General features: G+C 69.1%; 26 protein-coding genes. 15 read left to right on the top strand and 11 right to left on the bottom strand.

The window, feature by feature from the left end:
* The first annotated feature begins 46 nt into the window (after positions 1-46).
* Positions 47-1,306, top strand: coding sequence for a glycosyltransferase (locus tag EKE94_RS17455; protein ID WP_127907924.1), 1,260 nt, complete (start codon positions 47-49; stop codon positions 1,304-1,306).
* Between the two features lie 120 nt (positions 1,307-1,426).
* On the opposite strand, the gene EKE94_RS17460 is transcribed toward EKE94_RS17455, so the two are convergent.
* Positions 1,427-1,939 carry a DUF3576 domain-containing protein gene (locus EKE94_RS17460; protein WP_127907925.1) on the bottom strand — a complete coding sequence of 171 codons (513 nt, stop codon included), beginning with the start codon at positions 1,937-1,939 and terminating at the stop codon, positions 1,427-1,429.
* A 537-nt stretch (positions 1,940-2,476) separates the two neighbouring features.
* On the opposite strand from EKE94_RS17460, the gene EKE94_RS17465 reads away from it, so the two are divergent.
* Both EKE94_RS17465 and EKE94_RS17470 read left to right on the top strand, forming a co-directional pair.
* The gene (locus tag EKE94_RS17465) at positions 2,477-3,472 is read left to right on the top strand and encodes a porin (protein ID WP_164871013.1); all 996 of its coding nucleotides are present in this window, start codon (positions 2,477-2,479) and stop codon (positions 3,470-3,472) included.
* 99 nt (positions 3,473-3,571) lie between these two features.
* On the top strand, positions 3,572-4,225 hold the full coding sequence (locus tag EKE94_RS17470) for a YggS family pyridoxal phosphate-dependent enzyme (protein WP_127907927.1): 654 nt from the start codon (positions 3,572-3,574) through the stop codon (positions 4,223-4,225).
* 33 nt (positions 4,226-4,258) lie between these two features.
* On the opposite strand, the gene EKE94_RS17475 is transcribed toward EKE94_RS17470, so the two are convergent.
* A complete protein-coding gene (locus EKE94_RS17475) occupies positions 4,259-4,771 on the bottom strand; it encodes a L,D-transpeptidase family protein (protein WP_127907928.1) in 513 nt (170 codons plus the stop codon).
* Complete coding sequence (ribA, locus tag EKE94_RS17480) at positions 4,768-5,856, bottom strand: GTP cyclohydrolase II (RefSeq protein ID WP_127907929.1); 1,089 nt, start codon at positions 5,854-5,856, stop codon at positions 4,768-4,770. The genes EKE94_RS17475 and ribA overlap by 4 nt, the downstream gene beginning before the upstream one ends.
* 163 nt (positions 5,857-6,019) lie before the next feature.
* On the opposite strand from ribA, the gene EKE94_RS17485 reads away from it, so the two are divergent.
* The 6 genes from EKE94_RS17485 (at position 6,020) to EKE94_RS17510 (ending at position 11,349) form a co-directional block, all read left to right on the top strand.
* Positions 6,020-6,706: a response regulator transcription factor gene (locus tag EKE94_RS17485; RefSeq protein WP_127907930.1), complete on the top strand. Its 687-nt coding sequence runs from the start codon at positions 6,020-6,022 to the stop codon at positions 6,704-6,706.
* Positions 6,707-7,044: 338 nt separating this feature from the next.
* The gene (locus tag EKE94_RS17490) at positions 7,045-7,833 is read left to right on the top strand and encodes an exodeoxyribonuclease III (protein ID WP_127907931.1); all 789 of its coding nucleotides are present in this window, start codon (positions 7,045-7,047) and stop codon (positions 7,831-7,833) included.
* Between the two features lie 7 nt (positions 7,834-7,840).
* A complete protein-coding gene (locus EKE94_RS17495) occupies positions 7,841-9,328 on the top strand; it encodes an FAD-binding protein (protein ID WP_127907932.1) in 1,488 nt (495 codons plus the stop codon).
* Positions 9,329-9,448: 120 nt separating this feature from the next.
* Positions 9,449-10,363 (top strand): thioredoxin, encoded by a 915-nt coding sequence (trxA, locus tag EKE94_RS17500; protein WP_127907933.1) that lies wholly within the window; start codon positions 9,449-9,451, stop codon positions 10,361-10,363.
* Positions 10,364-10,390: 27 nt separating this feature from the next.
* On the top strand, positions 10,391-11,044 hold the full coding sequence (locus EKE94_RS17505; protein ID WP_127907934.1) for an LON peptidase substrate-binding domain-containing protein: 654 nt from the start codon (positions 10,391-10,393) through the stop codon (positions 11,042-11,044).
* A gap of 152 nt (positions 11,045-11,196) precedes the next feature.
* Positions 11,197-11,349 carry a Trm112 family protein gene (locus EKE94_RS17510; protein ID WP_127907980.1) on the top strand — a complete coding sequence of 51 codons (153 nt, stop codon included), beginning with the start codon at positions 11,197-11,199 and terminating at the stop codon, positions 11,347-11,349.
* Between the two features lie 84 nt (positions 11,350-11,433).
* Here EKE94_RS17510 and EKE94_RS17515 read toward each other — a convergent pair whose 3' ends face one another.
* Both EKE94_RS17515 and EKE94_RS17520 read right to left on the bottom strand, forming a co-directional pair.
* Entirely contained in the window at positions 11,434-11,796 is a 363-nt protein-coding gene (locus tag EKE94_RS17515) for a hypothetical protein (RefSeq protein ID WP_127907935.1), read from the bottom strand.
* Between the two features lie 84 nt (positions 11,797-11,880).
* Positions 11,881-13,092, bottom strand: coding sequence for an FAD-dependent oxidoreductase (locus EKE94_RS17520; RefSeq protein ID WP_127907936.1), 1,212 nt, complete (start codon positions 13,090-13,092; stop codon positions 11,881-11,883).
* A 90-nt stretch (positions 13,093-13,182) separates the two neighbouring features.
* On the opposite strand from EKE94_RS17520, the gene EKE94_RS17525 reads away from it, so the two are divergent.
* The 3 genes from EKE94_RS17525 to EKE94_RS17535 all read left to right on the top strand — a co-directional run bounded on the left by EKE94_RS17525 (position 13,183) and on the right by EKE94_RS17535 (position 19,138).
* Positions 13,183-14,526 carry an amidase gene (locus tag EKE94_RS17525; RefSeq protein ID WP_235856084.1) on the top strand — a complete coding sequence of 448 codons (1,344 nt, stop codon included), beginning with the start codon at positions 13,183-13,185 and terminating at the stop codon, positions 14,524-14,526.
* Positions 14,527-14,646: 120 nt separating this feature from the next.
* On the top strand, positions 14,647-15,831 hold the full coding sequence (locus EKE94_RS17530; protein ID WP_127907937.1) for an aminotransferase class I/II-fold pyridoxal phosphate-dependent enzyme: 1,185 nt from the start codon (positions 14,647-14,649) through the stop codon (positions 15,829-15,831).
* 7 nt (positions 15,832-15,838) lie between these two features.
* Positions 15,839-19,138, top strand: a complete 3,300-nt coding sequence (locus EKE94_RS17535; RefSeq protein ID WP_127907938.1) for a DNA translocase FtsK — start codon at positions 15,839-15,841, stop codon at positions 19,136-19,138.
* Between the two features lie 178 nt (positions 19,139-19,316).
* Here the strand turns inward: EKE94_RS17535 and dps are convergent, their stop codons facing one another.
* Complete coding sequence (gene dps / locus EKE94_RS17540; protein WP_127907939.1) at positions 19,317-19,802, bottom strand: DNA starvation/stationary phase protection protein Dps; 486 nt, start codon at positions 19,800-19,802, stop codon at positions 19,317-19,319.
* Positions 19,803-19,999: 197 nt separating this feature from the next.
* Here dps and EKE94_RS17545 point away from each other — a divergent pair, with 197 nt between their 5' ends.
* Positions 20,000-20,611, top strand: a complete 612-nt coding sequence (locus EKE94_RS17545; RefSeq protein WP_127907940.1) for a LolA family protein — start codon at positions 20,000-20,002, stop codon at positions 20,609-20,611.
* 54 nt (positions 20,612-20,665) lie between these two features.
* Here the strand turns inward: EKE94_RS17545 and EKE94_RS17550 are convergent, their stop codons facing one another.
* Together EKE94_RS17550 and EKE94_RS17555 are read right to left on the bottom strand one after the other, a co-directional pair.
* Positions 20,666-21,250, bottom strand: a complete 585-nt coding sequence (locus EKE94_RS17550) for a transglycosylase SLT domain-containing protein (RefSeq protein WP_127907941.1) — start codon at positions 21,248-21,250, stop codon at positions 20,666-20,668.
* A gap of 96 nt (positions 21,251-21,346) precedes the next feature.
* Positions 21,347-22,228: an AEC family transporter gene (locus EKE94_RS17555; RefSeq protein ID WP_127907942.1), complete on the bottom strand. Its 882-nt coding sequence runs from the start codon at positions 22,226-22,228 to the stop codon at positions 21,347-21,349.
* A gap of 84 nt (positions 22,229-22,312) precedes the next feature.
* Here EKE94_RS17555 and hspQ point away from each other — a divergent pair, with 84 nt between their 5' ends.
* A complete protein-coding gene (gene hspQ / locus EKE94_RS17560) occupies positions 22,313-22,639 on the top strand; it encodes a heat shock protein HspQ (RefSeq protein WP_127907943.1) in 327 nt (108 codons plus the stop codon).
* Between the two features lie 268 nt (positions 22,640-22,907).
* On the opposite strand, the gene EKE94_RS17565 is transcribed toward hspQ, so the two are convergent.
* From EKE94_RS17565 to EKE94_RS17575, 3 genes are all read right to left on the bottom strand, one after another.
* Positions 22,908-24,482 carry a gamma-glutamyltransferase family protein gene (locus EKE94_RS17565; RefSeq protein ID WP_127907944.1) on the bottom strand — a complete coding sequence of 525 codons (1,575 nt, stop codon included), beginning with the start codon at positions 24,480-24,482 and terminating at the stop codon, positions 22,908-22,910.
* Between the two features lie 447 nt (positions 24,483-24,929).
* The gene (locus EKE94_RS17570; protein ID WP_164871015.1) at positions 24,930-25,298 is read right to left on the bottom strand and encodes an ATP-binding protein; all 369 of its coding nucleotides are present in this window, start codon (positions 25,296-25,298) and stop codon (positions 24,930-24,932) included.
* Between the two features lie 139 nt (positions 25,299-25,437).
* Positions 25,438-25,782, bottom strand: coding sequence for an STAS domain-containing protein (locus EKE94_RS17575; RefSeq protein ID WP_127907946.1), 345 nt, complete (start codon positions 25,780-25,782; stop codon positions 25,438-25,440).
* Positions 25,783-25,874: 92 nt separating this feature from the next.
* On the opposite strand from EKE94_RS17575, the gene EKE94_RS17580 reads away from it, so the two are divergent.
* Complete coding sequence (locus EKE94_RS17580) at positions 25,875-26,336, top strand: GAF domain-containing protein (RefSeq protein ID WP_127907947.1); 462 nt, start codon at positions 25,875-25,877, stop codon at positions 26,334-26,336.
* Positions 26,337-26,371: the final 35 nt, after the last annotated feature.

Consider the following 26,371-nt stretch of genomic DNA (forward strand, 5'->3'; position numbering starts at 1 on the left):
CGGCGGGCGACTAGGCTGGCGCGTGCGCAGCAACGGACGGACGGCGATGAAATTCCTCTTCCTGCACCAGAACTTTCCCGGCCAGTTCAAGCATCTGGCCCCGGCGCTGGTGCAGGCGGGGCACGAGGTCTTCGCCCTGACCTCACGCTTCGAGCAGTCGCAGACATGGCGCGGCGTCCGCATCATCGCCTATCGCTGGTCCGAGCCCGAGGCGCAGCGACACCACGCGTGGCTGGGCCTGATGAACCGCGCCGTCCACCGGGGCGAGGTCTGCCTGCGCGCGCTGCAGTCGCTCAAGGCGCGGGGACTTCAGCCCGACGCGATCATCGCGCATTCGGGCTGGGGCGAGGCGCTCTTCGTGCGCGACGTCTTTCCCGATACCCCCTTGGGCATCTTCTCCGAGCTCTATTACCGGGCCGAGGGCAGCGATATCGATTTCGACCCCGAGTTCCAGACCGGACAGGAGTTCGGGCGCAGCGCGCGGATCCGCATGCGGAACCTGGCGATGCGGATGCAGCTTGAGTCGGCGGACCGCGGAATCAGCCCCACCCGGTTCCAGGCCGATACGCATCCGCCCGACCTGCGCGACCGGATCGACGTGATCCACGACGGCATCGACACCGACGCCATCCGCCCGGCGGCCGACGCGGTCTACGACCATGACAGCCTGCGCCTGACCCGCGACGACGAGGTCGTGACCTTCGTCAATCGCAACCTTGAACCCTATCGCGGCTATCACTCCTTCATGCGCGCGCTGCCGGCTCTTCTGAAGGCGCGGCCGCGGGCGCGGGTGATGATCGTGGGCAGCGACGGCGTTTCCTACGGGGCGGCGCCCAAGGACGGCCGGTCGTGGAAGCAGGTCTTCCTCGACGAGGTGCGCCCGCAGATCCCGCAGGAGGACTGGGCGCGGGTCCATTTCGTGGGCCAGCTGCCCTATGGCGCATTCCTGTCGCTGCTGCAGGTCTCGACCGTGCATGTCTACCTGACCTATCCCTTCGTGCTCAGCTGGAGCCTGATGGAGGCGATGGCGGCGGAATGCGCGATCGTCGCCAGCGACACCGCCCCGGTGCGCGAGGTGATCGAGGACGGGCAGACGGGGGTTCTGGTGGATTTCTTCGATCCGGCCGCGATCGCCGACCAGATTGCGCGGCTGGCCGCCGACCCGGAGCGGCGCGCCGCGCTGGGCCGGGCCGCGCGGCAGAGGATCGTGGAGCGCTACGACCTGAGCCGGGTCTGCCTGCCGCAGCATTTCGCCTGGGTCGAGCGGCTTGCGGCCTCGGGCCCTGCGCGAAACGGCACTGCGTAGCCTGGCCTGCCATCGCCGGGCGCGCGACGATCCCCGAGGCCCATGAGGATTCGGCGCTGCGCGGGCCCGGAGGGCAGGGGCGGTGGGGATATGTTGCGGCGCCGGTCGCGGCGCCGCGGATCACAGCTTGCTGTCGCGAATGCGCAGTTGGCGGGCGCGGGTCAGGATCGCGTCTTCGATCGCGCGCACCGTGTCGGCGGTCGCGGGGCCCGAGCGCGAGGCCAGCGCCACGTTCAGCGACCGCGCGTCCAGCGCGGGGTCCTGCACGTAGACGGTAGCCCGGTAGGGGGTGCCGCCCCCCGGAGGCGTGCCGTAGCCGTAGACCAGAACGCCCGAGAACGGGTCGGCGGCCTCGACCGGCATGAAGTCCAGGACTTCCTGCGCCGCCGTCCAGATGTACTTGTTCACCTCGACGGTGGTGTTCGGGTCGTCGCCCGAATTGAACAGGTCCCACACCGTGTCGCGGTTGGCGCGGCGGGCAAGCGGCGTCGCTTCGCGCTGGCGCAGCACGGCCTCGCTTGGGCCGGTTTGCGGCCCGGCGGTTTCGGCCGCGCCGCCGCCAAAGGGTCCCACGCCGCAACCGGCAAGAAGGACGAGCGGGGCGCAGGCCCTGGCGAGACTCAACATGTTCATACTTCCCCGGTCTCCGGCCCGTTAGAAATGCGAGGATTTGGTAACGCACTCGCGACCCTGCCACAAGGCGCAGGCGAATCCCCTGTGCGGCCCACCCGGTGATTCCAAGCCCCCGCGGGCCACGTGGCCCGCGCGGCGCAGGCCCGGCGGTCTTTCCGCGTCGGCTCCTTCGCAGCGCGGTCGGCATGGCCGCGAACGCCCCGCCAAGGAGCCCATAGAGATGATGGCGCGCCCGCGCGCGAGGCGCCGGGCGCGGGCGCGGGCCTACGCGGGGGGCGCACCTGGTGGGCCGGGGCGGACAGCGAGGGGCGGCCGCGAAAGTCCTGTCTTTCCCTTGTATGAAACGGGTGCAGGGCGGCGTCCGGGCCGGTGTCGGGCAGGCGGGTTTCCCCGGTGTGGCACGCTTGCACCAATTTTGGGGGACTAGCCCGGCCGGGGGCTCGGCAGTCTTGCACGAAGAGGGGGAAAGGCGCATTTCTCGCCCCGTGCCTGAGGGGAGTTTTCCCTCGGGGCCAAGTTCTGAAAATGAGGGAAAACATGAAAAAGGTTCTCTTCGCGACCACCGCGCTGCTGGCGACCTCCGGCTTTGCGATGGCCCAGGAAATGCAAGTTTCGGGTGCTGCCGAAGCCGGTATCTTCGGCGGTTCGGACATCGAAGACCAGTTCCACACCGACGTGGACGTCACCTTCACCGGCACCGGCGAAACCGACACCGGCCTGACCTTCGGCTTCGACATCGACCTCGACGAGGAAATCGGTGACAACAACGCCGTCACCGGCGGTGCTGAATCCGGCGCGACCCGCGACGACTCGGACGACGGCGGCGCGTCGATCTTCGTGTCGGGCGCCTTCGGCACCATCACCTTCGGTGACACCGACGGCGGCTTCGACTGGGCCCTGCAAGAAGCCATCATCGGCTCGTCGATCCGTGACGACCACGAGCATGCCGGCTACAACGGCAACGCTGGCCTGGACGGCATCTACGACGGTCAGATCGTTCGTTACGAATATGCCTTCGCCGACTTCGCAGTCGCCGCGTCGGTCGAAATGGACGACGATCCGGACACCGATGGCGACGGCAACCCCGTCTTCGGCCTGGGTGGTAAGTACACCGGCGATTTCGCTGGCGTCGCTTTCTCGGCCGGCCTCGGCTACCAGACCTCGGACGTTGACTTCGACGACGAAGACGTCGACGACGAAGGCTTCGACATCTACGGTCTGTCGCTGGGCGCCGAGTTCGGCGGCGGCTTCTCGGCCATCGCGAACTACTCGGATCTCGACGGCTACAACGGCAACGACAGCCACACCGGCATCGCGCTGGGCTACACCACCGGTGCTCTGACCGTCGCTGCCAACTACGGCGTGTTCGATCGTGAACTCGACGGCGAAGACGACGTCAGCGGCTACGGCCTGATCGCCAACTACGACCTGGGCGGCGGTGCCGAAGTGCAAGCCGGCTACGGCAACAACGACTTCGGCGACGACGACGTCGACTTCGACACCTACTCGCTGGGTGTGGCGATGTCCTTCTGATCCCACTGGGATTGAAGACGAGAGGGCGGGCCTTTGGCCCGCCCTTTTCTTTTGCGCAGTCCTGTGGCTTTACGAGGGTCGCGAAAGGGAGGTGCCGCCATGAGCCTTGATGACATTACCCGCCGTCTGCGCGCGGCTGAGATCCGTGCGGGCCGCGCCCCGGGGTCGGTCACGCTGATCGCCGTGTCCAAGGTGCAGCCCGACGACCGCGTGCGCGCCGTGCTGGACCAGGGCCACAGGGTGTTCGGCGAAAACAGGGTGCAGGAGGCCGCCGGCAAATGGCCGGGATTCCGCGACAGTCACGGGCCCGTCGACCTGCATCTTCTGGGCCCCTTGCAAAGCAACAAGGCGCGGCAGGCGATGGAGCTGTTCCAGGCGATCCATTCGCTGGACCGGCCCAAGCTGGCGCAGGCGCTGGCCCGGCTGGCGCAGGAGCTGGGGCAGTGCCCCGACCTCTTCGTGCAGGTCAACACCGGGGAAGAGCCGCAGAAGGCCGGTGTCGCCCCCTCCGGGGCCGATGAGTTCGTGAGCCAGTGCCGCGCACTGGACCTGCCGGTAAAGGGCCTGATGTGCATCCCTCCGGCCGACGAACAGCCCAGCCTGCATTTCGCGCTGCTGGCCAAGATCGCCGCGCGCAACGGCCTGCCGGCGCTGTCGATGGGGATGAGCGGGGACTTCGAAGAGGCGGTGATGCAGGGTGCGACCCATGTCCGCGTGGGCTCGGCCATCTTCGGGGCGCGCCAGACCGGCTGACCGCCCTCCGGAAGCGGTTTTGCGGCCGCCTTCTCAGCCGCCACGCGGCGGCAGGCCCGCGGGCACCGCAAGGGGCGTGCCCGGCGGCGCGTTGCGGGCCAGCCAAAGCAGATCGCCGGGGGCCATGGCGATGCACCCCTCGGTGGGCCGCGCGGGTCCGCGCCAGCGGTGCAGGAAGATCGCCGACCCGCGCCCCCGGCCCGCCGGGTGCCGGTTCCAGTCGGTGACCAGGATCAGATCGTAAAGCGCATCTCCCCGCCGCAGCCTTTCGTGCGAATAGGCGTGCGGCGCCTGCACCGGGCCGTTGTAGTTGGGGTCGGCCGGGTCGTCTGACCAGAGGTCGCGCGGCCCGATCGGGCGGGCCCAGGGGGCCGGGGCGGGCATTCGGTCGGGCCGGTAAAGACAGGCCTCGATCCGCCATGTCCCGGCAGGCGTGCCGCCGTCGCCTTCGCGCTTGGTCGTCACGACGCCGCCACGTCCGATCGTGCAGGGCAGGCGGTGCCCAAAGGCAAACAGCCCACGCGGGGTCAGGCGCAGGTCCGTCACAACAGGTGTCCCGATTTCGCCGCCTTGGTCGCGAGGTAGGATTCGTTCAGCGGATTGCGCCCGATCTTGAGCGGCACCCGCTCGGTCACCGCGACGCCGCTCTTTTCCAGCATGGCGACCTTGGCGGGATTGTTCGTCAGCAGCCTGACCTGCGCGAATCCCATTTTCCGCAGGATCGCGGCGCCGATGCGGAAATCGCGCTCGTCATCCTCGAACCCCAGCCGGTGATTGGCCTCAACCGTGTCGAACCCCTGGTCCTGAAGGCTGTAGGCACGCATCTTGTTGGCCAGCCCGATGCCGCGCCCCTCCTGGTTGAGGTACAGCAGCACGCCGGAGCCCGTCGCCGCCATCTGCGCCAGCGCGCCGCGCAGCTGCGGCCCGCAATCGCATTTGAGCGATCCCAGAACGTCACCCGTGAAACATGCCGAGTGCAGCCGCGTCAGGGTGGGAAGCGACCGGTCCGGCTGGCCTATTTCCACCGCGTAGTGTTCCTCGCCCCCGTCGTCGGGGCGAAAGATGTGCAGCCGCCCGGCCTCGGCCGCGGCCATGGGCAGGCGGGCCGAGATGACGGGGTCCAGGGCCGGCGCCTGCGACAGGAACGGCACCTGGTCGCCGATCACGATTCGCGTCAGCGCGCTGTCGCGTGCCAGCGCCTCGCCCGCCGCGACCGGGCGCAGCACCGCGGCCGGCAAAAGCCGCGCCGACTTGACCAGCTGGATCGCGGCACGGTGCAGCCCGGCCTCGCCCCCGCGCAACGCCCGGAACGGACCCTTGAGCGGGGTTGCGAGGTCTCCGGCGGGATCGATGATCGCCCTCAGCCCGCGCGGCGTGATATCCTCGGGCACGGGCAGGCGGGCGATGTCGTCGTCGTAGACCCGCACTTTCAGCGTCTCGGCCCGCCGGTGGGTGATTGCCAGTTCCGCGGCCCCGCCCTGGGCCAGCGCGGTCAGGCGCGCGGGTTTCAGCGTCTCGGCCCCGGCGACCAGCGCCTCGACCCCGCCCCGCGACAGGATCACCGGCAACCCCATCCGCAGGTCGGATCGGGCGCGGGCAATGCGTTCGGCGTCGGTGGGGGCATAGGTCATGGGGCGGGACTCTTTCGGCGTTTGCCCCGATCTAGGCGCATCTTCGCGGAATTGAAACAAACCCCGTGATTTCGACACGTCCGCGTGAGTCGCGGCGGCGTCGCCTTGAGGGAACCGCCATGCATCACGACTTGTTGTGGCGAAGAAGCGGAGGTGCCGAGGAATGAGTGGTCTGAAGAAGATTTTGCTGGTCGACGACGAGGACGATCTGCGCGAGGCATTAAGCGAACAGCTTGTGATGACCGAGGATTTCGACGTCTTCGAGGCGGGCTCCGGCGCGGACGCGATGGAGAAGGTCAAGGCCGGTCACTTCGACCTCGTGATCCTCGACGTCGGTCTGCCGGACACGGACGGTCGCGAATTGTGCCGTCGGATGCGCAAGCAGGGGGTCAAGTGCCCCGTGCTGATGCTGACCGGCCATGACAGCGATGCGGATACGATCCTGGGTCTCGACGCCGGGGCCAATGACTATGTCACGAAGCCCTTCAAGTTTCCGGTCCTGCTGGCCCGCATCCGCGCGCAGTTGCGGCAGCACGAGCAGTCCGAGGATGCGGTGTTCCAGCTTGGGCCCTACAGCTTCCGTCCCGCGCAGAAGCTTCTGGTCGATGAGAAAGAGCGCAAGATCCGCCTGACCGAGAAAGAGACCAATATCCTCAAGTACCTCTACCGCGCGACCGATGGCGTCGTGGCGCGGGATGTCCTGCTGCACGAGGTCTGGGGCTACAATGCGGGCGTGACCACGCACACGCTGGAGACGCACATCTACCGTCTGCGCCAGAAGATTGAGCCCGATCCGTCGAACGCCCGCCTGCTGGTGACCGAGTCGGGAGGTTACCGTCTGGTGGCCTGATCCCGCAGGCCCCGCGGACACGATCGCGATTTTTCTTCCGCTCCGTGGAACCGCAGCGTGACAGGGTGGTTGGGCTGACGACGAACGTGGCGGTGGCAGCTTTGTCCCGCCCTCGCGAAGAGACCCGCGCGCGCCCGGGTGAGGTGCGCATTTTCCCTGACAGACTTCGCCCGGACCTTTGCGTCCGGGCTTTTTTCTGCGCCTCTCGTGGGCGCGATCCCCGGGCGCCGGATGGCGCGTCGGCCGCGGTTCCGCAGGTGGGGACCCGCGGGCCAAGGTTGCCTTCCGCAGCGGGCTGGCCCAAGACGGGGTGAGCCCCTTCAAAGACAGCAGGTCCCATGCCCTTCACAATCGCCACGTGGAACATCAACTCGATCCGCCTGCGGGCAGGGCTGGTCAGCCATCTGCTGACCACGGAACTGCCCGACATCCTGTGCCTGCAGGAGTGCAAGTCGCCGGTCGACAAGATGCCGTTCGAGACATTCAGCGAGCTGGGCTATACCCACGCCGTCGCGCGCGGGCAAAAGGGCTATAACGGCGTCGCCATCCTGTCGAAACTCCCGCTCGAGGATGCGGGCCACCACGACTGGGTCGGCATGGGCGACGCGCGTCATGTCGCGGCGCGGCTGGAAAACGGCATCGTCATCCACAATTTCTACGTCCCCGCTGGCGGCGACACGCCCGACCGCGAGGTGAATGCGAAATTCGGCCACAAGCTGGATTTCCTGACCGAGATGCGCGACCGCTTCCATGCCGAACGGCCCGAGCGGCAGATCCTCGTGGGTGATCTGAACATCGCCCCGCGCGAGGACGATGTCTGGAGCCACAAGCAACTGCTCAAGGTCGTCAGCCACACCCCGGTCGAGGTCGAGCATCTGGCCCAGGCGCAGGACGCCGGCAGCTGGGTCGACATCACCCGGATGCACCACCCCGAGGGGCAGCTTTATTCGTGGTGGTCCTACCGCAACCCGAACTGGCAGACCAACGACAAGGGGCGCAGGCTGGACCACATCTGGGCCACGCCCGATATCGCCCCGGCGGCCGACGAAAGCCGCATCCTGCGCGACGCGCGCACCTGGGAAAAGCCGTCGGACCACGTCCCCGTCTTCGCCCGCTTCGATCTTTGAGGCAGGCATGGGCAGCCTGACCCGCCGCGCGCTGCTCTTTGCGTCCGGTGCGGCGGTCGGGGTCCTGGGCGTGCGCGTCGTGGCGCCCGCCCTTCCGACGCGGACAGGCACACGGTCGTTGCAGCGCCCCGAGGTCGAGGGGATTCTGAACGATGCCAGCGGTCTCAGCCCCACGCCGGTGCGCTCTGCCCGGGTGATCGACGCCGAGGCGGACGAGAGGCTGGCCAACCTGTTGCGCAACACGATGGACGAGGCCGCCGAAACCGGCGCGCCCGTCTGCATCGGCGCCGCGCGGCAGTCGATGGGCGGCCACGCGCTGCCCCGGGCGGGCCACGCGGTCAGGTTCGACAACGGGTTTGTCGAACCGCACACATCGCGCGGCACCTACCGGGTTCATGCCGGGGCGCGCTGGCACCAGGTGATCGGTGCGCTCGACCCCTTGGGGTTTTCCCCGGCGGTGATGCAGGCGGGGCGCGATTTCGGCGTCGCGGCGGCCTTCTGTGTCAATGCCCATGGCGGGGACGTGCCGGCGACGCCCGTGGGTGCAACGGTCCGGTCGCTACGGATGATTACCGCCTCGGGCGACTGGGTCACCTGCAGCCGCGACGACGCACCCGAGCTTTTCGCGATGACGATGGGGGGGTACGGGCTGACCGGCCTGATCACCGATCTCGAGCTCGAGATGGTGCCGAACCGCCGGCTGACGCCGGTGCGCCGCACGCTGCCCGTCGCCGAGGCGGGAGAGGTCTTCGCCCGGATCGCCGCCGATCCGCAGGTCGTGCAGGCCGTGGGATGGCTGTCGGTTTCGCCCTCAGCGGCGTTCCGGCAGGTGCAGGTCACGGCCTTTGAGGCAACCGACAACCAGTCCGAACTGCCGCCCGTCTCCGCGCCCGGCCGGGTCGGGGCGCTTGCCCGGCGCACGCTGACCGCGCAGACCGGGCGCGCGGCGGCAAAGCGGCTGCGCTGGTGGGCACAGACCGAGGCCGCGCCGCTGGTCCGGCCCTCGGACGTCACCCGCAACACGCTGCTGAACTGCCCGGCGGGGCCCGTTCGGTGGGGCAGGGGGCGCACCGGCATCCAGCAGGAATATTTCCTCCCTCCGCCGCGTCTGGCCGAGTTCCTGGCATCCTGCGCCGAGATCGTGCCCGCCTCGTACCAGGAGCTGTTGAAGGCGACGCTGCGCCATGTCGGCGCCGACCGCGAAAGCTGGCTGTCCTACGCGCCCGACGGGCCACGCCTTGGCGTCGCCCTGACCTTCAGCCAGGAGATGACAACGCGGGCCGAGGCCGACATGACGCGGCTGACCCGCGATCTGATCGACCGCGCGCTTGATCTGGGGGGCAGCTATTATCTGCCGTACAGGCCCCATGCCACGTCCGCGCAGTTCCGCCGTGCCTACCCGCGCGCGGCCGAATTCGCCGCCGCGAAACGCAGGCTCGACCCCGATCTGCGCTTTCGCAACGGGTTCTGGGACACCTACCTCGCCACGCTTTGACGGGGGCGTGGGGCGCGCAGGGCGGCCGCCGGGCCAGGGTGACCTTGCACAATGGGCCCCCGTGCTCCATCTAACGCCGCGACGACGCACATCACACGGGTTTTTCAAGGGAGCGCAGGCATGCTGGAATTCGGCCAGGCGCCCAACGCGGGCGCGACAGGCGACATCAAGGACACGACCGAGGCCACGTTCATGGCCGATGTGGTCGAGGCGTCCCAGACCGTTCCGGTCATCGTGGACTTCTGGGCGACATGGTGCGGCCCCTGCAAGACGCTGGGCCCGATGCTGGAGGACGCAGTGCGCGCGGCCAAGGGCGCGGTGAAGATGGTGAAGGTCGATGTCGACCAGAACCAGGCCATCGCCCAGCAGCTGCGCGTCCAGTCGATCCCCACCGTCTATGCCTTCTGGAAGGGCCAGCCGGTTGACGGGTTCCAGGGCGCGGTGCCGCAGAGCGAGATCAAGGCCTTCGTCGACCGTCTGGTGCAGACCGGGGGCGGTGATGAGTCGGGCGGCCTGGACGAGGCCGTGACCGCGGCCGAGGAGATGCTGGCGCAGGGCGCGGCGCAGGACGCCGCCCAGACCTTCGCCGCCATCGTGGGCGAGGACAAGTCCAACGCCAAGGCCTATGGCGGGCTGGTGCGTGCCTATATCGCGATGGGCGATCTGGACCAGGCCGAGGCGATCCTGAACGGCGCCGACGCCGCCCTGTCCCACGCGCCCGAGCTTGAGGCCGCGCATGCCCAGCTTGAGCTTGCGAAGCAGGCCGCCAATGCCGGCCCGGTCTCGGAACTGACCCAGACGGTCGAGGCCGAGCCCGACAACCACCAGGCGCGGTTCGACCTGGCACAGGCTCTCTACGCACGGGGCGAACCCGACGCGGCGGTCGATCAGCTTCTCGAGCTTTTCCGCCGGGATCGCGAATGGAACGAGGGCGCGGCAAAGACCCAGCTTTTCACCATTTTCGACGCGCTGCCGCCGCAGGATCCGCTGGCGCGCACCGGGCGGCGGCGGTTGTCGTCGATGATATTTGCCTGAGCCCCGGCGCGGCCTAGGTCAGCGGACATGATCCGGGACGCTGACCTACCGACCACACTGCCTGTCTTTCCCCTGCCGGGGGCGCTGCTTCTGCCGCGCTCCCGCCTGCCGCTGCACATCTTCGAGCCGCGCTACCTGGCGATGCTCGACGATGCGCTGAAGACCCCGCACCGGCTGATCGGCATGATCCAGCCGCGCGAGGTGCCCGGCGGGCAGGGGGGGGATCGGCTTCACGCCATCGGCTGCGCGGGACGCGTGACCGCGTTCTCGGAAACCGAGGACGGCCGCTACATGATCACGCTCTCCGGTGCTTCGCGGTTCCGGGTCCGGGGCGAGGTGTCGGGCTTCACCCCGTATCGCCGCTGCGACGTGACCTGGGACGGGTTTTCGCGCGATCTGAATCCCGCTGTCGAGCATGACCCGGGGTTTGACCGCGACAGGTTCCTCGACCTGCTGGAGCGCTACTTCGATAGCGAAGAGCTCAAGACCGACTGGTCCTCGATGCGTGAGGCCGAGGACGAGCTCATGATCAATTCGCTGGCGATGCTCTGTCCCTTCGCGGCCGAGGACAAGCAGGCGCTGCTGGAAGCGCCGACCCTGGAAACGCGCCGCGAAACCCTGGTGACCTTGATCGAATTCGCGCTGCGCGGCGGCGGCGGAGACGAGGAGATAATGCAATGACCGACCGTCCCCGCGGCGCACCCGCGGCCCCTCATCCCGATGCGGCCCTTCCGACCGAAAAGGCTGCCGTGGACAGCGCCGGCCACCAGGCCGGGCAGGAGCCGCCGTTTCACGTAGAACCGGGCGAGGCACCGCGCCCCTTCGACCGCCGCATGATCGAGGCGCTGGTCTGCCCGCAGACCCAGGCCACGCTGACCTACGATGCCGACCGGCAGGAACTGATTTCCAAGGCCGCGCACCTGGCCTACCCGATCCGCAACGGCATCCCGATCATGCTGGTCGACGAGGCGCGCAAGATCGACTGATCCGTCAGACGGTCCGGCATGTCCCCGCACCAACCCCATGCACACCGCCATGGTGGCCACAGGCCGCCGGGCGGGGCGGTGTGATCAGGACGAGCTGCCGTCTGACGGACCGAGCGCGTTCTTGCGGCGGGAACGATGGCGCGGCAGGGCCAGCCACGCGCCGACGGTCAGCGCCACCAGTCCCAGCGGCGGACCGATGTCGGGCAGGCCGCGCGGCACGCCGACCAGAAGCAGGCCGGTGATAAACAGGCTGCGGGCCCAGGCGCGGCGCGCCGTTGGCGCGATCAGCACCGCGCCGAGGCCAAGGTAGAGCAGGCCGATCAAACACAGGCTCGCCCCCCAGACCGGCAGGCCGGTCTGCGCCAGGCGGGGGCCCAGCGGCAGGATTGCCCAGCCGCCGCTCAGCCCGAAGACGAAGGCGGCAAACAGCCTGTCCAGAAAGCTCATGGTACGAATCCCCGAAGCGGTGGTCTGAACACAAAGTGAAGGCAACCGCCGCTCAGGTCTACGCCGGGATAGCGCGAATTGCGCCTATATCGGGCGTCCCTGCAACAGCAGCGGAGAGTCGCCGGTCAGGCCTGCCGCCTCGCGGATGAAGCCGCGTCTCAGGCCCGGCAGCGCGTTGACCGCGGCCAGTCCCAGGTCGCGGGTCGCGCGAAGAAGCGGGTTATCGTTGGAGAACAGCCGGTTGATGCCATCCGTGGCCAGCGCAAGCGTGGCCACGTCGAACCGCCGCCAGGCCTGATACCGTTCCAGCACGTCACTGCGGCCGAAATCTTCGCCGCGCCGCCGCGCTTCGACCAGCACCTGCGCCAGCGTGGCCATGTCCTTGATCCCCGCGTTCAGGCCTTGCCCGGCAATCGGGTGCACGACATGCGCCGCGTCACCCAGCAGCGCGACGCGATCGGCAACGAAGCGGCGCGCGACCGACAGGCCCAGCGGATAGCTGAAGCGCCCACCCAGAAGCGTGATCTCGCCAAGGAAATCGCCGAAGCGCGGCCGCAGCGCCGCCAGGTAGCCTGCATCGTCGCTGCGGGCCAGCGAGGTGGCGCGATGGCGGTCCTCGCTCCACACCAGCGAGGCGCGGTTGCCGCGCAGGGGCAGGATGGCCAGCGGGCCCTCGGGCATAAAGAATTGGTGCGCGGTGCCCTCGTGCGGCAGCTCGTGCGCGACCGTGGCCACCAGCGCCGTCTGCCAATAGCGCCAGCCGATCCGGTCGATCCCGGCACGCCTGGCGGTGGCGCTGCGCCCACCGTCGCAGCCCACGAGCAGCGTGGCGGTGATCCGGCGCCCGTCGCTCAGGCTCACCTCGACCCCGGTGGGGCCGGGGGTCTGGGCGGTGACGGCGACGCCGTCGATCCGGGTGATGTCCTGCGTGGTCAGCGCCTCGGTCAGCGCGGGGCGCAGGTGCCGGTCCTCGACCATCTGGCCCATCGGGCCCTCTTCGATCTCGGCATGGTCGAAATGCAGCGACAGGGGCGAGGCGCCTTCGCCCGCGCGGCCGTCGCTGACGGCGATCCGCAGGATCGGCTGGGCCTCGGCGGCCACTGCGCCCCACAGGTCAAGCGCCTTCAGCGCCCGGACCGAGCCCAGCGACAGCGCGTAGCTGCGCCCGTCGGCCAGTGGCCCCGGCGGCGCGGGATCGACGAGGGTGACGCGAAAACCTTCGCGCGCCAGGGCAAGGGCGAGCGTCGAGCCGTTGAGGCCCGCGCCGGCGATCAGGATATCGGTATCGGTGCGCATGGGCGAAATATGATCGCCGGGGCGGCATTGTCCATGCGCCCTGGCGCCGCTAGCGTCGGGCTGCGACGAAATAGGGCAGGACCGGGCGATATGGACACGGGCGAACGACGCGACGACTGGCGGGGCATGAGCGCGGCAGAGCTGGGCCGGGGGATCGCGGCGGGCAAGATTTCGCCCGTCGCGCTGACCGAGACGTTCCTCGACGCCATCCTGCGCCACCCCCATGCCGAGCGCATCTATGCCCGCCTGACGCCCGACCGCGCGCGGGCCGAGGCTGCCGGGGCCGAGGCGCGCGCCCGGGCGGGGCTGCGCCGCTCGCCGCTCGACGGTGTGCCGGTGTCGTGGAAGGACCTCTTCGACACCGCCGGGGTTGCGACGGAATCGGGGTCGGCGCTGCTGCGCGACCGCGTGCCCGCCCGCGACGCGCGGGTGCTGGCCAACGCGACGGCGGCGGGGCTCGTCTGCCTGGGCAAGACGCACCAGACCGAACTGGCGTTCTCGGGCCTGGGTCTCAACCCCGTCACCGCCTCGCCGCCCAACGTCTTTGATACCGAATGCGTGTCGGGCGGGTCGTCCTCGGGGGCGGCGACCTCGGTGGCCTTCGGGCTGGCGGCGGCGGCGGTGGGGTCGGATACCGGCGGATCGGTGCGGGTGCCCGCGGCGTGGAACGGGCTGGTGGGGCTCAAGACCTCGGCCGGGCGCCTGTCCTGCGAAGGCGTCGTGCCGCTGGCCCCACGCTTCGACACCGTGGGCCCGCTGACCCGCACGGTCGAGGATGCGGGCCTGATGCTGGCGGTGCTGGAGGGGGCGCAGCCCTCCGACCTGCGCAGCGCCAAACTGGCCGGGCGGCGCCTTGCCGTGCTCGACACCCTGGCGATGGACGACATCGAAGACGCGCCGCGCGCCGCGTTCGAGGCCGCCGTGGACCGGCTGCACGAGGCAGGCGCGCAGGTGACACGGCTGTCGCTGCCCGCGGTTGCGGCGGCCAACGCCCTGTCGCCCAAGCTCTTTGCGCCCGAAGGCTATGGTGTCTGGGGCGCCCTGATCGAGGCCGACCCCGAGGTTATGTTCCCCCCCGTGCGCGAGCGCTTCCGCGGCGGCGCAACGGTCACGGCGGCGGAGTATGTCGCTGCATGGCGCCAGCTCGACGCCCTGAAGGCCGACTATGCGGCGGCCACGGCGGGCGTCGACGCGGTGCTGATTCCCACCGCACCGATTCTGCCGCCCAAGGCGGCGGCGCTGGAGGTCGATGAGGAATTTGCCCGCGCCAACATGATGACCTTGCGCAACACCCGCATCGGCAACCTCATGGGCCTTGCCGTGATCACCCTGCCCACCGGGCGCGACGCCTGCGGTATCAGCCTGATGGGACCGCCGCGGTCCGAGCCGCGGCTTCTGCGGCTGGCGGCGGCGGTCGAACGGGCCTTGGCCTAAAAGCCACAGGGCGGCCGTCAAACCCCCGTCAACCCGACCATAATTCTGGACCCGCGGGGGGCGGGGCGCCTATCCTCGGGCCCAAACGGGGCGCAATGACCCCGAAATACCGAGGCATTGATGCAGTTTCCCGCTAGGTTTTCGAACCTGCCCGAATACGCCTTTCCGAGGCTCAGGTCGCTGCTCGACCCGCATCCGGCGGGCGGGCCGGTGCTGCACATGTCCATCGGCGAGCCGAAACACCCCTTTCCCGATTGGGTGGGGCAGGTGCTGGCCGAAACGGTCGCCGACTTCGCGCGCTACCCCGCGAACGACGGCACGCCCGAACTGCTGGACGCGATCTCGGGCTGGCTGCGCCGCCGCTACGGGGTCGAGGTCGGCCACGACCGGCTGATGCCGCTCAACGGCACGCGCGAGGGGCTTTACAACGTCGCGATGGCGCTCGTGCCCGAAGACAAGGCCGGTGCGCGGCCCGTGGTGCTGATCCCGAACCCGTTCTACCAGGTCTATGCCGTCGCCGCGGCCTCGGTGGGGGGCGAGCCCGTGTTCGTCGCCGCGACCGAAGAAACCGGGTTCCTGCCCGACTACGCCGCCCTCCCGCCCGAGACGCTGGACCGCGTCGCCGCGGCCTATGTCTGTTCGCCCGCCAACCCGCAGGGCGGCGTGGCCTCGCGCGACTACTGGCGCGGCCTGCTGGACCTGGCCGAGCGGCACGATTTCCGCATCCTCGCCGATGAATGCTATTCCGAGATCTGGCGTGACGCGCCGCCTCCGGGCATCCTCGAGGTGGCCGCCGCGCACGGCGCCGACCCCGAGCGGGTGGTGGCGTTCCATTCGCTGTCCAAGCGGTCGAACGTGCCGGGCCTGCGGTCGGGCTTCGTCGCCGCAGGGCCGCAGGCGATGACGCGCATCCGGCAGTTGCGCGCCTACGCGGGCGCCCCGCTGCCCGGGCCCCTGCAGGCGGTGGCGGCGCGGCTCTGGGCCGACGAGGCGCATGTCGACGAGAATCGCGCGCTCTATCAGCGCAAGTATCGCCTGGCCGACGACATCTTTGCCGACGTTCCGGGCGCGCAGGCCCCGCAGGCGGGGTTCTTCCTGTGGCTGCCCGTCCCCGACGGCGAGACGGCGGCGCTGGAGCTTTGGACGAAGACCGGGGTGCGGGTTCTGCCCGGCGCCTATCTGGCGCGCGGAGAGGGGCCCGCGAATCCCGGTGCAGGCTACGTGCGGGTCGCGATGGTGGCCCCGGAAGACGAAATGGCGCGCGGTCTGACCGCGATCCGCGCGACACTTTATGGCACGAGGTAGGACGAAGATGGCATATCAGGCACGGCACCGGGATCCACTTTTCGACCGCGAAACCCAGGCGGTCATCGAACGCCGCGGCAAGGAGATGCTTGGCATCGGTCTGATCGTCGCGGCCCTGGCCGTCGCGCTGATGCTGGGCTCCTACGTCCCCGAGGATCCAAGCTGGCTGTCGGCCACCGACGATCCCGCGCGCAACCTGCTGGGCCGCTTCGGTGCCTCCATCGCCTCGCCCCTCTTCGTCATCGTCGGCTGGGGGGCCTGGAGCCTTGTCGCGATCCTCGCCGCTTGGGGGCTGCGCTTCGTGCTGCATGTCGGCGAGGACCGCGCCATCGGCCGGGTGATCTTCGCGCCGCTCGCGGTGGCTCTGGTGGCCGTCTATGCCTCGACCCACGTGCCGGGGTCCGAGTGGACGCATTCCTTCGGTCTGGGCGGGCTCTTCGGCGATACCGTGCTGGGCGCGTTCCTGGGCTTCCTGCCGGTCAACGCGGCCTTCGGGCTGAAGCTTCTGGCGGTGCTCAGCGCGCTGGGCACGCTTGCCCTGGGGCTCTTCGTCATGGGCTGCGACATGCGCGAGGTTCGGCTGGGGCTCGCCTTCCTCGTCGGCAGCGTTGTGATGAGCTACGCCACCCTCGTTTCGGCTTTCGGACGCGGCGCGTCGGGCATGGCCCGCGGCGGCGCGGCGGGGCTCAAGGCCGCCAAGTCGCGCCACGCCGACGCGCGCGTGCGCCGGGCCGAGGCGCGGCAGGCCGCGGCGATCGAAGCCGCCGACGCGGTGATCGAGGACGAGCCCGAGCCCGAGCCCGCGCGGCGCACCCGCCCCGTGCTGCGCGCCAGCCGCGAGGCCGAACCGGCGCCTTCGCCGGCGCCGCGCGCCGGAACGCCCCGCGTGCCGCAGTTCGACCCGCTGGTCGAAGACGGGGACTGGGACGAGGACTGGGACAGGGACGCGGACGATGATGCGGCCCCGGCGTCGCGTCGCGGCGGGCTTCTGGGCTTTCTGCCCGGAGTCCTGCGCCGGCGTCCCGCCGAAGAGGCGCCGCGCCCCGAGGCCGATCCGGACGGCCTGCCGGACTATGACGATGAGGTCGAAGGCGACGGCGATGGCGAACGCATCCGCGAGAAGATCGCCGACGTGATCAAGTCGCGGGTCCGCGCGCGCCCGATCCTGGCCGCCAAGCCCGATGGCCGGGCCGAGCCCCCGGTCCAGCGCGCGCGACACCCGCGCGGGCCGAAGCCGATGATCCTGCCCAAGGCCCCCCGTGGCGAGGCCCAGCAGATGGGCGAGCCGCCGCTGACCGCCGAGGCGCATGCGCCTCAGGCCGCCCCGCGCGTCATGTCGCCCGCCGCCCCCCGACCGGGTGCCGAAGAGATGAGCCATGACGATGCGGCCTTTGCCGCCGACGTCTACGATGGTGCCGCCTACGACGATGACGCTTACGACGATGCCGCCTACGACACCGCGGCCCACGACGCGGAGGCCTATGATCCCGCATACGACGACCCTGCCTCTGACTACGACGACGCCCAAGACGACGCCGGCCATGCCGCGTCGCGCGACGCGGACATGCCGCGGTCCGAGCTTGTGGATCCCGCCGAGGCGGCGCAGGCCGGGGCCGGCCTGACGGCCGAGCCGCTTTTCGAGACCGGGCGCGGCAAGTCCGCGGCGCCCGTGCCGGTCGCGCAGGAACGCCGCGCCGTGGTGCATCATTCGCCGAAGCGCGCGCCGCAGACCTCGCGCCGCGCGCAGGAAGAGGCGCAGCCGGGGCTCGAATTCGACGACCGCTATTCCGACTACGAACATCCCCCCCTGAACCTGCTGACCAATCCCAGCTCGATCGAGCGGCACCACCTGTCGGACGAGGCGCTCGAGGAAAACGCCCGGATGCTGGAAACCGTGCTCGACGACTACGGCGTGAAGGGCGAGATCGTGTCGGTCCGGCCCGGCCCCGTGGTCACGATGTACGAGCTTGAGCCCGCGCCGGGCCTCAAGGCCAGCCGGGTCATCGGCCTGGCCGACGACATCGCGCGGTCGATGTCGGCGCTGTCGGCCCGCGTGTCGACCGTGCCGGGCCGGTCGGTGATCGGGATCGAACTGCCCAACGCCCAGCGGGAAAAGGTCGTGCTGCGCGAAATCCTGTCGGCGCGCGAATTCGGCGACGGCAAGCATTCGCTGCCGCTTGCGCTGGGCAAGGACATCGGCGGCGACCCCATCGTCGCCAACCTTGCCAAGATGCCCCACCTGCTGATCGCGGGGACCACGGGGTCCGGCAAGTCGGTGGCAATCAACACCATGATCCTGTCGCTGCTCTACAAGCTGACGCCCGAGGAATGCCGGCTGATCATGATCGACCCCAAGATGCTGGAACTCAGCGTCTACGACGGCATCCCGCACCTGCTGTCGCCCGTGGTCACCGACCCCAAGAAGGCCGTCGTCGCGCTGAAATGGGTCGTCGGCGAGATGGAGGACCGCTATCGCAAGATGTCCAAGATGGGCGTGCGCAACATCGAAGGCTATAATGGCCGCGTGAAGGAGACGCTGGCGCGGGGCGAGATGTTCAGCCGCACCGTGCAGACGGGCTTTGACGACGATACCGGAGAGCCGGTCTTCGAGACCGAAGAGATCAAGCCCGAGGTGCTGCCCTTCATCGTCGTCATCGTCGACGAGATGGCCGACCTGATGATGGTCGCGGGCAAGGAGATCGAGGCCTGCATCCAGCGGCTGGCGCAGATGGCGCGGGCGAGCGGAATCCACCTGATCATGGCCACGCAGCGGCCGTCGGTCGATGTTATCACCGGCACGATCAAGGCGAACTTCCCCACCCGGATCTCGTTCAGCGTGACCTCGAAGATCGACAGCCGCACCATCTTGGGCGAACAGGGGGCCGAGCAGCTTCTTGGCATGGGCGACATGCTCTACATGGCGGGCGGGTCCAAGATCACCCGCGTGCACGGGCCCTTCTGTTCGGACGAGGAGGTCGAGGAGATCGTGTCCTACCTCAAGCAGTTCGGTCCGCCGGATTACAAGTCCGGGGTGGTCGAGGGCCCCGCCGAGGACAAGGAAAGCGATATCGACGCGGTTCTGGGGCTCGGCACCGGGGGCAACACCGACGGCGAGGACGCGCTTTACGACCAGGCGGTGGCGATCGTCATCAAGGACCGCAAGTGCTCGACCTCCTACATCCAGCGCAAGCTGGCGATCGGCTACAACAAGGCCGCGCGGCTGGTCGAGCAGATGGAGGAAGAGGGCGTCGTTTCAAGCGCCAACCACGTCGGCAAGCGCGAGATCCTCGTTCCGGAACCGACCTGAGGCAACCCGACTTGGGGCAGCCCCCTTTGCGGGGGTGAGCCGGGCCACGGTCCGGCGGCTCCGCGGACAAAACGAAAGGGCCCGGAGGGATTGCCGTCCCTCCGGGCCCTTCTTGCATAACGCTCGTGCCAGCGGCCCCCCGCCGCATCTGAGTGCGGGCGCGGCGCGCGTGCCGTCCTTACTTCGACTTGGGCGAGTTCGCCCCGATGAACCACGCATCCTTGTCGGCGGCGCGGCTCACCTCGGTCAGCAGGTCCTCGGTATCGTCGTCGCCGGCCTCGCCCGCGGCCTCGATGCCCTTGCGCAGGGTCTTCCCGAAGGCCTTGAACCGGTCGGTCAGTGCGCGGACGTGATCCTCGATATCCGTGATGTCGAGGGGATAGGCCTCGACCTTGCTGTCCAATGCGACCTCTTCCGCGGTCCCCTTGGCGATGCCGCCCAGGATCACCGCGCGTTCCGCCATGAGGTCGGAGGCCTCGCGCAGGCGCCCCGCGACATCGTCGAGCAGTTCGTGCACGCCGATGAAGCCCTGGCCCTTGAGGTTCCAGTGCGCCTGCTTGACGGCCAGCGTCATCGCGATGGTGTCGGACAGGGTTTCGTTCAGCAAATCCACCATCGACTGGCGGGCATTGTCTTCGAGGCCTTCGACGAAAACTTCGGGCATCCTTGCATCTCCATTCCTGTGGCCCCGCGCGTGGCGGGGCGTCGTCTGTCTGACGGGGAAATGCGTGCTGCGCCGCATGGGTTCCGGGCGGGCGGAATCTGGCCGGTTATCCGATGACACGGCGCTGTTATTGCCCGATGGTGGCGGTTTCGCATTGCCTGCCTATATCCCCCCGGACACGGATATGAGGAGAGACGATGGACCGCAGACATTTCCTGGGCACAGCCGCAGCCGCCCTGACGGCGGCCGGCTTGGCCGGACCCGCGAGCGCAGCGCCGATCCCGCTGAATGCGATCTCGAACTATCTCAACCAGCTTCAGACCGCGCAGTCCCAGTTCACCCAGATCAATGCCGACGGCACGATCTCGACCGGTACGCTCTATATCCAGCGGCCGGGTCGGATGCGTTTCGACTATGCGCCGCCCGAGCAATCGCTGGTGATGGCAGGCGGCGGGCAGGTCGCCGTTTTCGACAACAGGTCGAATTCGTCCACGCCCGAACAATACCCGCTGTCGCAGACGCCGCTGTCGATCATCCTCGAGGCGAATGTTGACCTCAGCCGCCGCAACATGGTGGTGGGGCACACGCAGGACGGCAACAAGACCATCGTCGTGGCGCAGGATCCCGCGCATCCCGAATACGGGCGAATCGACCTGGTCTTTACCGGCAACCCGGTCGAGCTTCGGCAGTGGGTGGTGACCGACGATACCGGCGCCCGGACGACCGTGGTGCTGTCGGACATGCAGACCGGCATGGGCCTGTCGGCGTCGCTCTTCTCGGTCCAGAACGAGATCCGCAAGCGTCAGTGACGCTTGCGGCCCGGGCAGGTGGGTCGGGCCCGCGCGCAGCGGGCCCGCGAACCCTCAGATCTTGCGGCAGCCGCGCAGCTGCTGGTCGTAGCGCACGGCCCGGTCGCCGACCCGGCGGGCAACGCTGACCAGCCAGCCCTTGGCGCGGTAGCTGCCCCGGGAATAGCCCGCGCGGCCTTCGTGGTAGGCCAGGTACTGCCGCTCGGCGTCCCATTTCGGGATGCCGATCTGGCGCGAGGTGCCATCCATGTACCAACCCATGAAATCGGTCGCGTCCTCGATATCGTCCCGCTTGGCGCGGCGCTTGCCCTGGGCAACCTTGTATTCGTCCCAAGTGCCGTCAAGCGCCTGCGAATATCCGTAGGCCGAGCTTTGGCGGCCCATCGGAATCACCCCCAGGGTGAACCTCAAGGGGGTGCGGGCATTGCCGATGAATTTCGATTCCTGATGGATCGTCGCCATCTGCACCGCCACGGGCACGCCCCACCGGCGTTCGGTGCGCTTCATCGCCCGCAGGTAATGCGGACGCTGGCTGACAATGCTGCACGCATTGTCCAAGTCGCGTGGCGCCGAGTGATCGCTGCTGCCGCAGTTCGCTGCGATCAGGCACAGAATCAGGGCGCGAAGAAGTCTGCTCATCTGCCTCTCGCTATGTTTTATTATGTTTTTTTGTCGTCTGTTTTCCGGCCAGCTTACCCGAAAACCACCGCTCCGTGAAACGTAAAATCTGCAGGCCTAGAGGACGAAGGCGAGAATCAGCGGAAGCCCCGCGACCGAGATCAGGGTCGATGCCACGACAAGCCCCGCGACCGACTGGGAATCAGCGCCGTATTTCTGCGCCAGAAGATAGGAGGTCACGCCCACCGGCGTCGCCAGCTGCACCACCAGCACCGCGAACGCGACGGGTGGCAGGTTGAAGACCCGCGCGGCGCAGGCCGCCACCAGGGTGCAGACCGCGAGCTTGACCACCGACACAGCCGCGGCGCGGCCAAGGCCCGCGGGATGCAGGCGCGCCACCGCCACGCCCAGCGTCAGCAGCATCATCGGAATCGCGATCTGCCCCAGAAGATCCAGGGTGTTGGTCAGGAACGCGGGCGTCTGCCAGCCCTGCCACAGGAACAGCGCGCCCAGCAGGGTCGCGGCCAGCAGCGGTTCGCGCAGAAGCTTCAGGACCGACCCGCCGCCCGAGACGATCCAAATGCCGAAGGTGAAGGAATAGACCGCCATGATCGCGAAGATCACCACCGCGTAGCCCAGCCCCTCGGGCCCGAAGGCAAAAAGCGCCAGCGGCAGGCCCAGGTTGCCGGTGTTGCCGAAGATCAGCGGCGCCAGCCACGTCCGCAGCTCCAGCCGCAGAAGGGCGGCCAGCGCCCACATCAGCAGCGTCACCGCGGCATAGGACGCGACCGCCGCCGCGCTGACCACGGTCAGGGCCGAGGGGTCGATTTCGGTCTGCATCAGGGTGACGAAGACAAGGCAGGGCAGCGACACGGTCATCGCGATGCGGGTCACGAACTCGGTCCGGTATTCGAAGCCCAGCCGCACCCAGAGAAACCCGGTCATCGCGATCAGGAAGACGGGGGCCGTCACCTCGGCCACTGTCAGGACGAGGTTCACAGTGTGTTTCCCCGCGAACGGGCGGCCTCGATGGACAAAACCCGGGCATCTGGGGTATTCGATAATGCCAAGAGGACCGTCCCGATGCTGAAGACCCGCGCGAAATATCATCTCGGCCAAATCGTACGGCATCGCAAGCATCCCTTCAGGGGTGTGGTCTTCGATGTCGACGCGATGTTCGCGAATTCCGAGGAATGGTACGAGTCCATTCCCGAGGATGCGCGCCCCGACAAGGACCAGCCGTTCTATCACCTCCTCGCCGAGAATGACCAAAGCTACTACGTGGCTTACGTGTCCGAGCAGAACCTGATCGCGGACTACTCGGGCGAGCCCGTGACCCACCCCGATCTGCCCGATCTTTTTGGCGAAATCTCAGACGGCACCTACCCGCTGCATTTCCAGATGAACTGATGCCTCGGCCCGGGGTCCCCGGGATCTGTGGCGCCGTGGCATTGGAGGCTGGACGCACCGGCAATGCCTTGGCGACTGGCTGCGGTGTTTCGTCCGCCCTGAGGGGCATTCTGCCCGCACACCACCTGCCGCAGGCACCCCTTTCGTGACGACAGACGCGCCGCGCCCGCCGCCGCGCCGTGATCCCCGACATTGGCGCGGCGTATGGTAACCTCCCACGGCTCTGCCATGCCGCGCCGCAAGCCCCGACCTGGGCGGTTGCGCCGGGTCAGTACCCGATCGCCAGCCCGTCCTTGCGCGGATCGGAGGCGCCCTCCAGAACGCCGTCGGTGTGGATCGCGATCGCCTGCGCGCCGCCCAGCGGCGCCGCGGCCCGAACGACGTCATGTCCGCGTCCGGCAAGGTCTGCGGCAACGGACTCAGGGTACCCCGTCTCAAGCGTCAGGCGCCCGGCCTCGGGAAAGCTGCGCGGCGCGTCGATGGCTGCCTGCGGGTCCATACCGTAGCTTTCGATGTTGGCCAGCACGCGGGCGTGTCCCGCCGGCTGGTAGGCGCCGCCCATCACGCCGAAGGGCATCGCCACGCGCCCCTCGCGGGCCAGCATGGCGGGGATGATGGTGTGCATCGGCCGCTTGCCCCCGGCGGCATCATTGGGATGCGCGGGGTCCAGCGCAAAGCCCGCCCCGCGGTTCTGGAACAGGATGCCGAACCTGTCGGATGCCATGCCGGAGCCGAAGGAGTGGAAGATCGAGTAGATCAGCGACACCGCCATCCGGTCCCGGTCCACCACGGTCAGGTAGACCGTATCGCGGTGGATATGCCCCGCGGCGGCCATCGGATCGGGCAGGGCGCGATCCATCTCGATCAGCCCGGCAAGGCGGCGGGCGGTGTCGGGGTCCAGCATGTGCTCGATCCTCGTGACGTGGTCGGCATCCGCAAGGAATCGGTTGCGCGCGTCATAGGCCAGCTTCGCGGCCTCGGCCTCGACATGGGCGCGGTCGGCGCCCAGCGGGTCCATCCCGGCAAGGTCGAATTGCGACAGGATCGCCGCCATCAGGATCGCCGTCGCCCCCTGTCCGTTGGGCGGCAGCTCGATCAGGTCGGCGCTGCCGTAGCGGCCCGAGATCGGATCGACGCGGTCCGTGGCGATGCGCCCGAAATCATCGGCGTCATGCGCGCCGCCAAGCCCGGCGAGCGAGGTCAGCATGTCCTCGGCCACCTCGCCGTCGTAGAACCCCGCGGGGCCCTCTGCGGCGACGCGGCGCAGCACCTCGGCCTGCCCGGGGGCGCGGAACATCGTGCCGACCTTAGGCACGGCGCCCTGCACCAGGTAGTGCCGCCGCGCCGCGCCTTGCAGGATCGCCGCGCCCTCGGCCCAGTCGAACGCGGTGCGCGGGGCGACGGGCACACCCTCGTCGGCATAGCGGATCGCGGGGGCCAGAAGGCGGTCCAGCCCCAGCCGTCCATGCGCCTCGGACATGGTGCAGAAGGCATGCATCGCGCCCGGCACGGTGACCGAGGCGATATGGTCGGGCGGTACCGCCTTATGCCCCGCCTCGCGCAGCGCGGCGGTGTCGAGCGCGGTGGGCGCGCGGCCCGAGCCGTTGATCCCGATGACATCCTCGCCGGGTTTCGAGATCAGCGCGAAGCAGTCGCCGCCGATCCCGGTCATCTGCGGTTCGCAAATCCCCAGAAGGACCGCCGCGGCGATGGCGGCGTCGACGGCGTTGCCGCCGGATTTCAGGATATCCACGGCGGTCGCGGCGGCCAGCGGATGCGAGGTGGCGCACATCCCGTTCGCAGCAAAGACGGCCGACCGGCCCGGGGTCTGAAAGTCGCGCATGGGGTCCCTCCCGCAATCTCGTTGTCCCAGTTCTAGGGGGCAACGCGGACAGGCGGAAGCCTTTGGGAGGAGAGGGGGGGAAGGGTAAGAGCCTCGGCGCCGCGCACTGGGTGGGGGCTGTAACGCACGGCGCCGAGGGAAGCGTCTTTCAGCTACCAGCCTCTTGTGCCAGATCAACCCGTCATCCGTGCGGTGGCATTGGGGCCATTTCAGGGCGCAGACCCGCAGGCGACGTATGGGACAAAGGGGGCAGGGCCCCGGGGGGGAACAGCTCCGCAAAAGGCGAGGCGCACCGCGCGGCACTTTGCAATGCGGCCGCGCCCGCGGTCCCGCGGTGTCGGCCCGCCCGGGTCAAAGAGCGGCGGTCGGGGGGCCGATCACGGTGTTGCTCTCACTGTGCCCCGATCACGGTGCCCTAACCATGGCGCCCTGCTCACGGAACGGCGATCAGGGCGCGGCGGGGATCGTGAACTCAAGGCAGTTGCGGTTCCGCGCGCGGGTGTAGCGCAGGTCGCAGGCCAGCGCGTGGATCAGGCACCACCCGAATCCCCCCTCGGGAAGGTCCTCGGCCCGGGGCGTGTCGGTGACCCCGGGCAGGCCGCCGGGCATCTCGGCACCCTCGTCGACGATCCGGCAGGTCAGCGCAGCCGCGCGCCACTCAAGCGTCACCTCGATCATCGCGTCGGGGCGGTGGGCGCAGGCATGCTCGACCACGTTGTTCAGGGCCTCGGCCAGCACCAGTTCGGCCCGGTCGTCGAAGCGGTGGGCCAGGGCGGGGTTGGCTGCGGCCCGCTCCAAAAGGTCGCGCACGGCCATCGGGCAGGCCGGGAAACGGTGCCTGATCCGGCCCGGCGCCTCGGCCCCCGCCGACGAGGCGGGGGATGGGGCAAAGCATTGGGCAGGGTCCGCCCCGGCCCCGGGCGCGGGGTCCGCCGCGCCCCATTGGGTGGGGCGATCAGGACGCACGCGACCGGGGCTCCCACGCCGATTGGGTGCTGGCATGGATCGGGAACAGGGTATCCATGCGGGTCAGGTGGAAAACCTTCTCGACCGCCGGGGTCAGTTCGGCCAGCTCGAGCTCTTGCGTCTGGTCCAGCGACTTGCGCACCGAGATGATCGCACCCAGGCCCGAGCTGTCGAGAAAACGCACCCGGCTCATGTCCAGGACGATGCGGGCCGGGGCGCCGTTCAGCAGGCCCCGCATCGCATCCTTGAAGTCGACCGTGACGGCAGCATCGAGCCGCTGTTCGGCGATGGAGACCATCATCACCTCGCCCCGTGTCTTGGATTCCAGTTTCATCGGATCGCCCTTTTGCAGTTTCTGCCTGCAGGCTAGTGTCGACATCTTGAAATACCGTAAGCGGGGGCGGGACGGCCCCGGAAAGGATCCAAGTGACGGATTACGACGACCTGGCGCGCCGGTGCGCCGCTCTTTGCGAGGGCGAGCGCGACGAGGTTGCGCTGATGGCGACGCTGGCCTGCGAGATCCATCATGCCGACGACCGCTTCGACTGGACCGGGTTCTACCGCGTGACCGAGCCCGAGACGTTGAAGATCGGCCCCTACCAGGGCGGGCACGGATGCCTCGTCATCCCGTTTTCGCGCGGCGTCTGCGGGGCCGCGGCGCGGACGGGCGAGGTGCAGATCGTCGAGGATGTCGAAGCGTTCCCGGGCCATATCGCCTGCGCCGCCTCGACCCGGTCGGAGATCGTGCTGCCGGTGCGTGACGGGGCCGGGCGGCTTCTGGGCGTGCTCGACATCGACAGCGACCGGCCCGCGGCCTTCGGTCCGGCCGACGCAAGGGCGCTTTCCGCGATCCTCGCGGCGACCTTCGGCCCGCTCGCTGCGGGCTAGGGCACGCGTGCCGCCGGCGGGGGGGCGGCTTACCT

This window comes from Mesobaculum littorinae, assembly GCF_004011175.1.
Classification (GTDB): domain Bacteria; phylum Pseudomonadota; class Alphaproteobacteria; order Rhodobacterales; family Rhodobacteraceae; genus Tranquillimonas; species Tranquillimonas littorinae.

Bases quoted from the DNA above. Each gene is read 5' to 3' on its own strand.
- EKE94_RS17455 (WP_127907924.1), top strand. From the start codon at position 47: ATGAAATTCCTCTTCCTGCACCAGAACTTTCCCGGCCAGTTCAAGCAT.
- EKE94_RS17460 (WP_127907925.1), bottom strand. From the start codon at position 1,939: ATGAACATGTTGAGTCTCGCCAGGGCCTGCGCCCCGCTCGTCCTTCTT.
- EKE94_RS17465 (WP_164871013.1), top strand. From the start codon at position 2,477: ATGAAAAAGGTTCTCTTCGCGACCACCGCGCTGCTGGCGACCTCCGGC.
- EKE94_RS17470 (WP_127907927.1), top strand. From the start codon at position 3,572: ATGAGCCTTGATGACATTACCCGCCGTCTGCGCGCGGCTGAGATCCGT.
- ribA (WP_127907929.1), bottom strand. From the start codon at position 5,856: ATGACCTATGCCCCCACCGACGCCGAACGCATTGCCCGCGCCCGATCC.
- EKE94_RS17485 (WP_127907930.1), top strand. From the start codon at position 6,020: ATGAGTGGTCTGAAGAAGATTTTGCTGGTCGACGACGAGGACGATCTG.
- EKE94_RS17490 (WP_127907931.1), top strand. From the start codon at position 7,045: ATGCCCTTCACAATCGCCACGTGGAACATCAACTCGATCCGCCTGCGG.
- EKE94_RS17495 (WP_127907932.1), top strand. From the start codon at position 7,841: ATGGGCAGCCTGACCCGCCGCGCGCTGCTCTTTGCGTCCGGTGCGGCG.
- trxA (WP_127907933.1), top strand. From the start codon at position 9,449: ATGCTGGAATTCGGCCAGGCGCCCAACGCGGGCGCGACAGGCGACATC.
- EKE94_RS17505 (WP_127907934.1), top strand. From the start codon at position 10,391: ATGATCCGGGACGCTGACCTACCGACCACACTGCCTGTCTTTCCCCTG.
- EKE94_RS17510 (WP_127907980.1), top strand. From the start codon at position 11,197: ATGATCGAGGCGCTGGTCTGCCCGCAGACCCAGGCCACGCTGACCTAC.
- EKE94_RS17515 (WP_127907935.1), bottom strand. From the start codon at position 11,796: ATGAGCTTTCTGGACAGGCTGTTTGCCGCCTTCGTCTTCGGGCTGAGC.
- EKE94_RS17520 (WP_127907936.1), bottom strand. From the start codon at position 13,092: ATGCGCACCGATACCGATATCCTGATCGCCGGCGCGGGCCTCAACGGC.
- EKE94_RS17525 (WP_235856084.1), top strand. From the start codon at position 13,183: ATGGACACGGGCGAACGACGCGACGACTGGCGGGGCATGAGCGCGGCA.
- EKE94_RS17530 (WP_127907937.1), top strand. From the start codon at position 14,647: ATGCAGTTTCCCGCTAGGTTTTCGAACCTGCCCGAATACGCCTTTCCG.
- EKE94_RS17535 (WP_127907938.1), top strand. From the start codon at position 15,839: ATGGCATATCAGGCACGGCACCGGGATCCACTTTTCGACCGCGAAACC.
- dps (WP_127907939.1), bottom strand. From the start codon at position 19,802: ATGCCCGAAGTTTTCGTCGAAGGCCTCGAAGACAATGCCCGCCAGTCG.
- EKE94_RS17545 (WP_127907940.1), top strand. From the start codon at position 20,000: ATGGACCGCAGACATTTCCTGGGCACAGCCGCAGCCGCCCTGACGGCG.
- EKE94_RS17550 (WP_127907941.1), bottom strand. From the start codon at position 21,250: ATGAGCAGACTTCTTCGCGCCCTGATTCTGTGCCTGATCGCAGCGAAC.
- hspQ (WP_127907943.1), top strand. From the start codon at position 22,313: ATGCTGAAGACCCGCGCGAAATATCATCTCGGCCAAATCGTACGGCAT.
- EKE94_RS17565 (WP_127907944.1), bottom strand. From the start codon at position 24,482: ATGCGCGACTTTCAGACCCCGGGCCGGTCGGCCGTCTTTGCTGCGAAC.
- EKE94_RS17570 (WP_164871015.1), bottom strand. From the start codon at position 25,298: ATGGCCGTGCGCGACCTTTTGGAGCGGGCCGCAGCCAACCCCGCCCTG.
- EKE94_RS17575 (WP_127907946.1), bottom strand. From the start codon at position 25,782: ATGAAACTGGAATCCAAGACACGGGGCGAGGTGATGATGGTCTCCATC.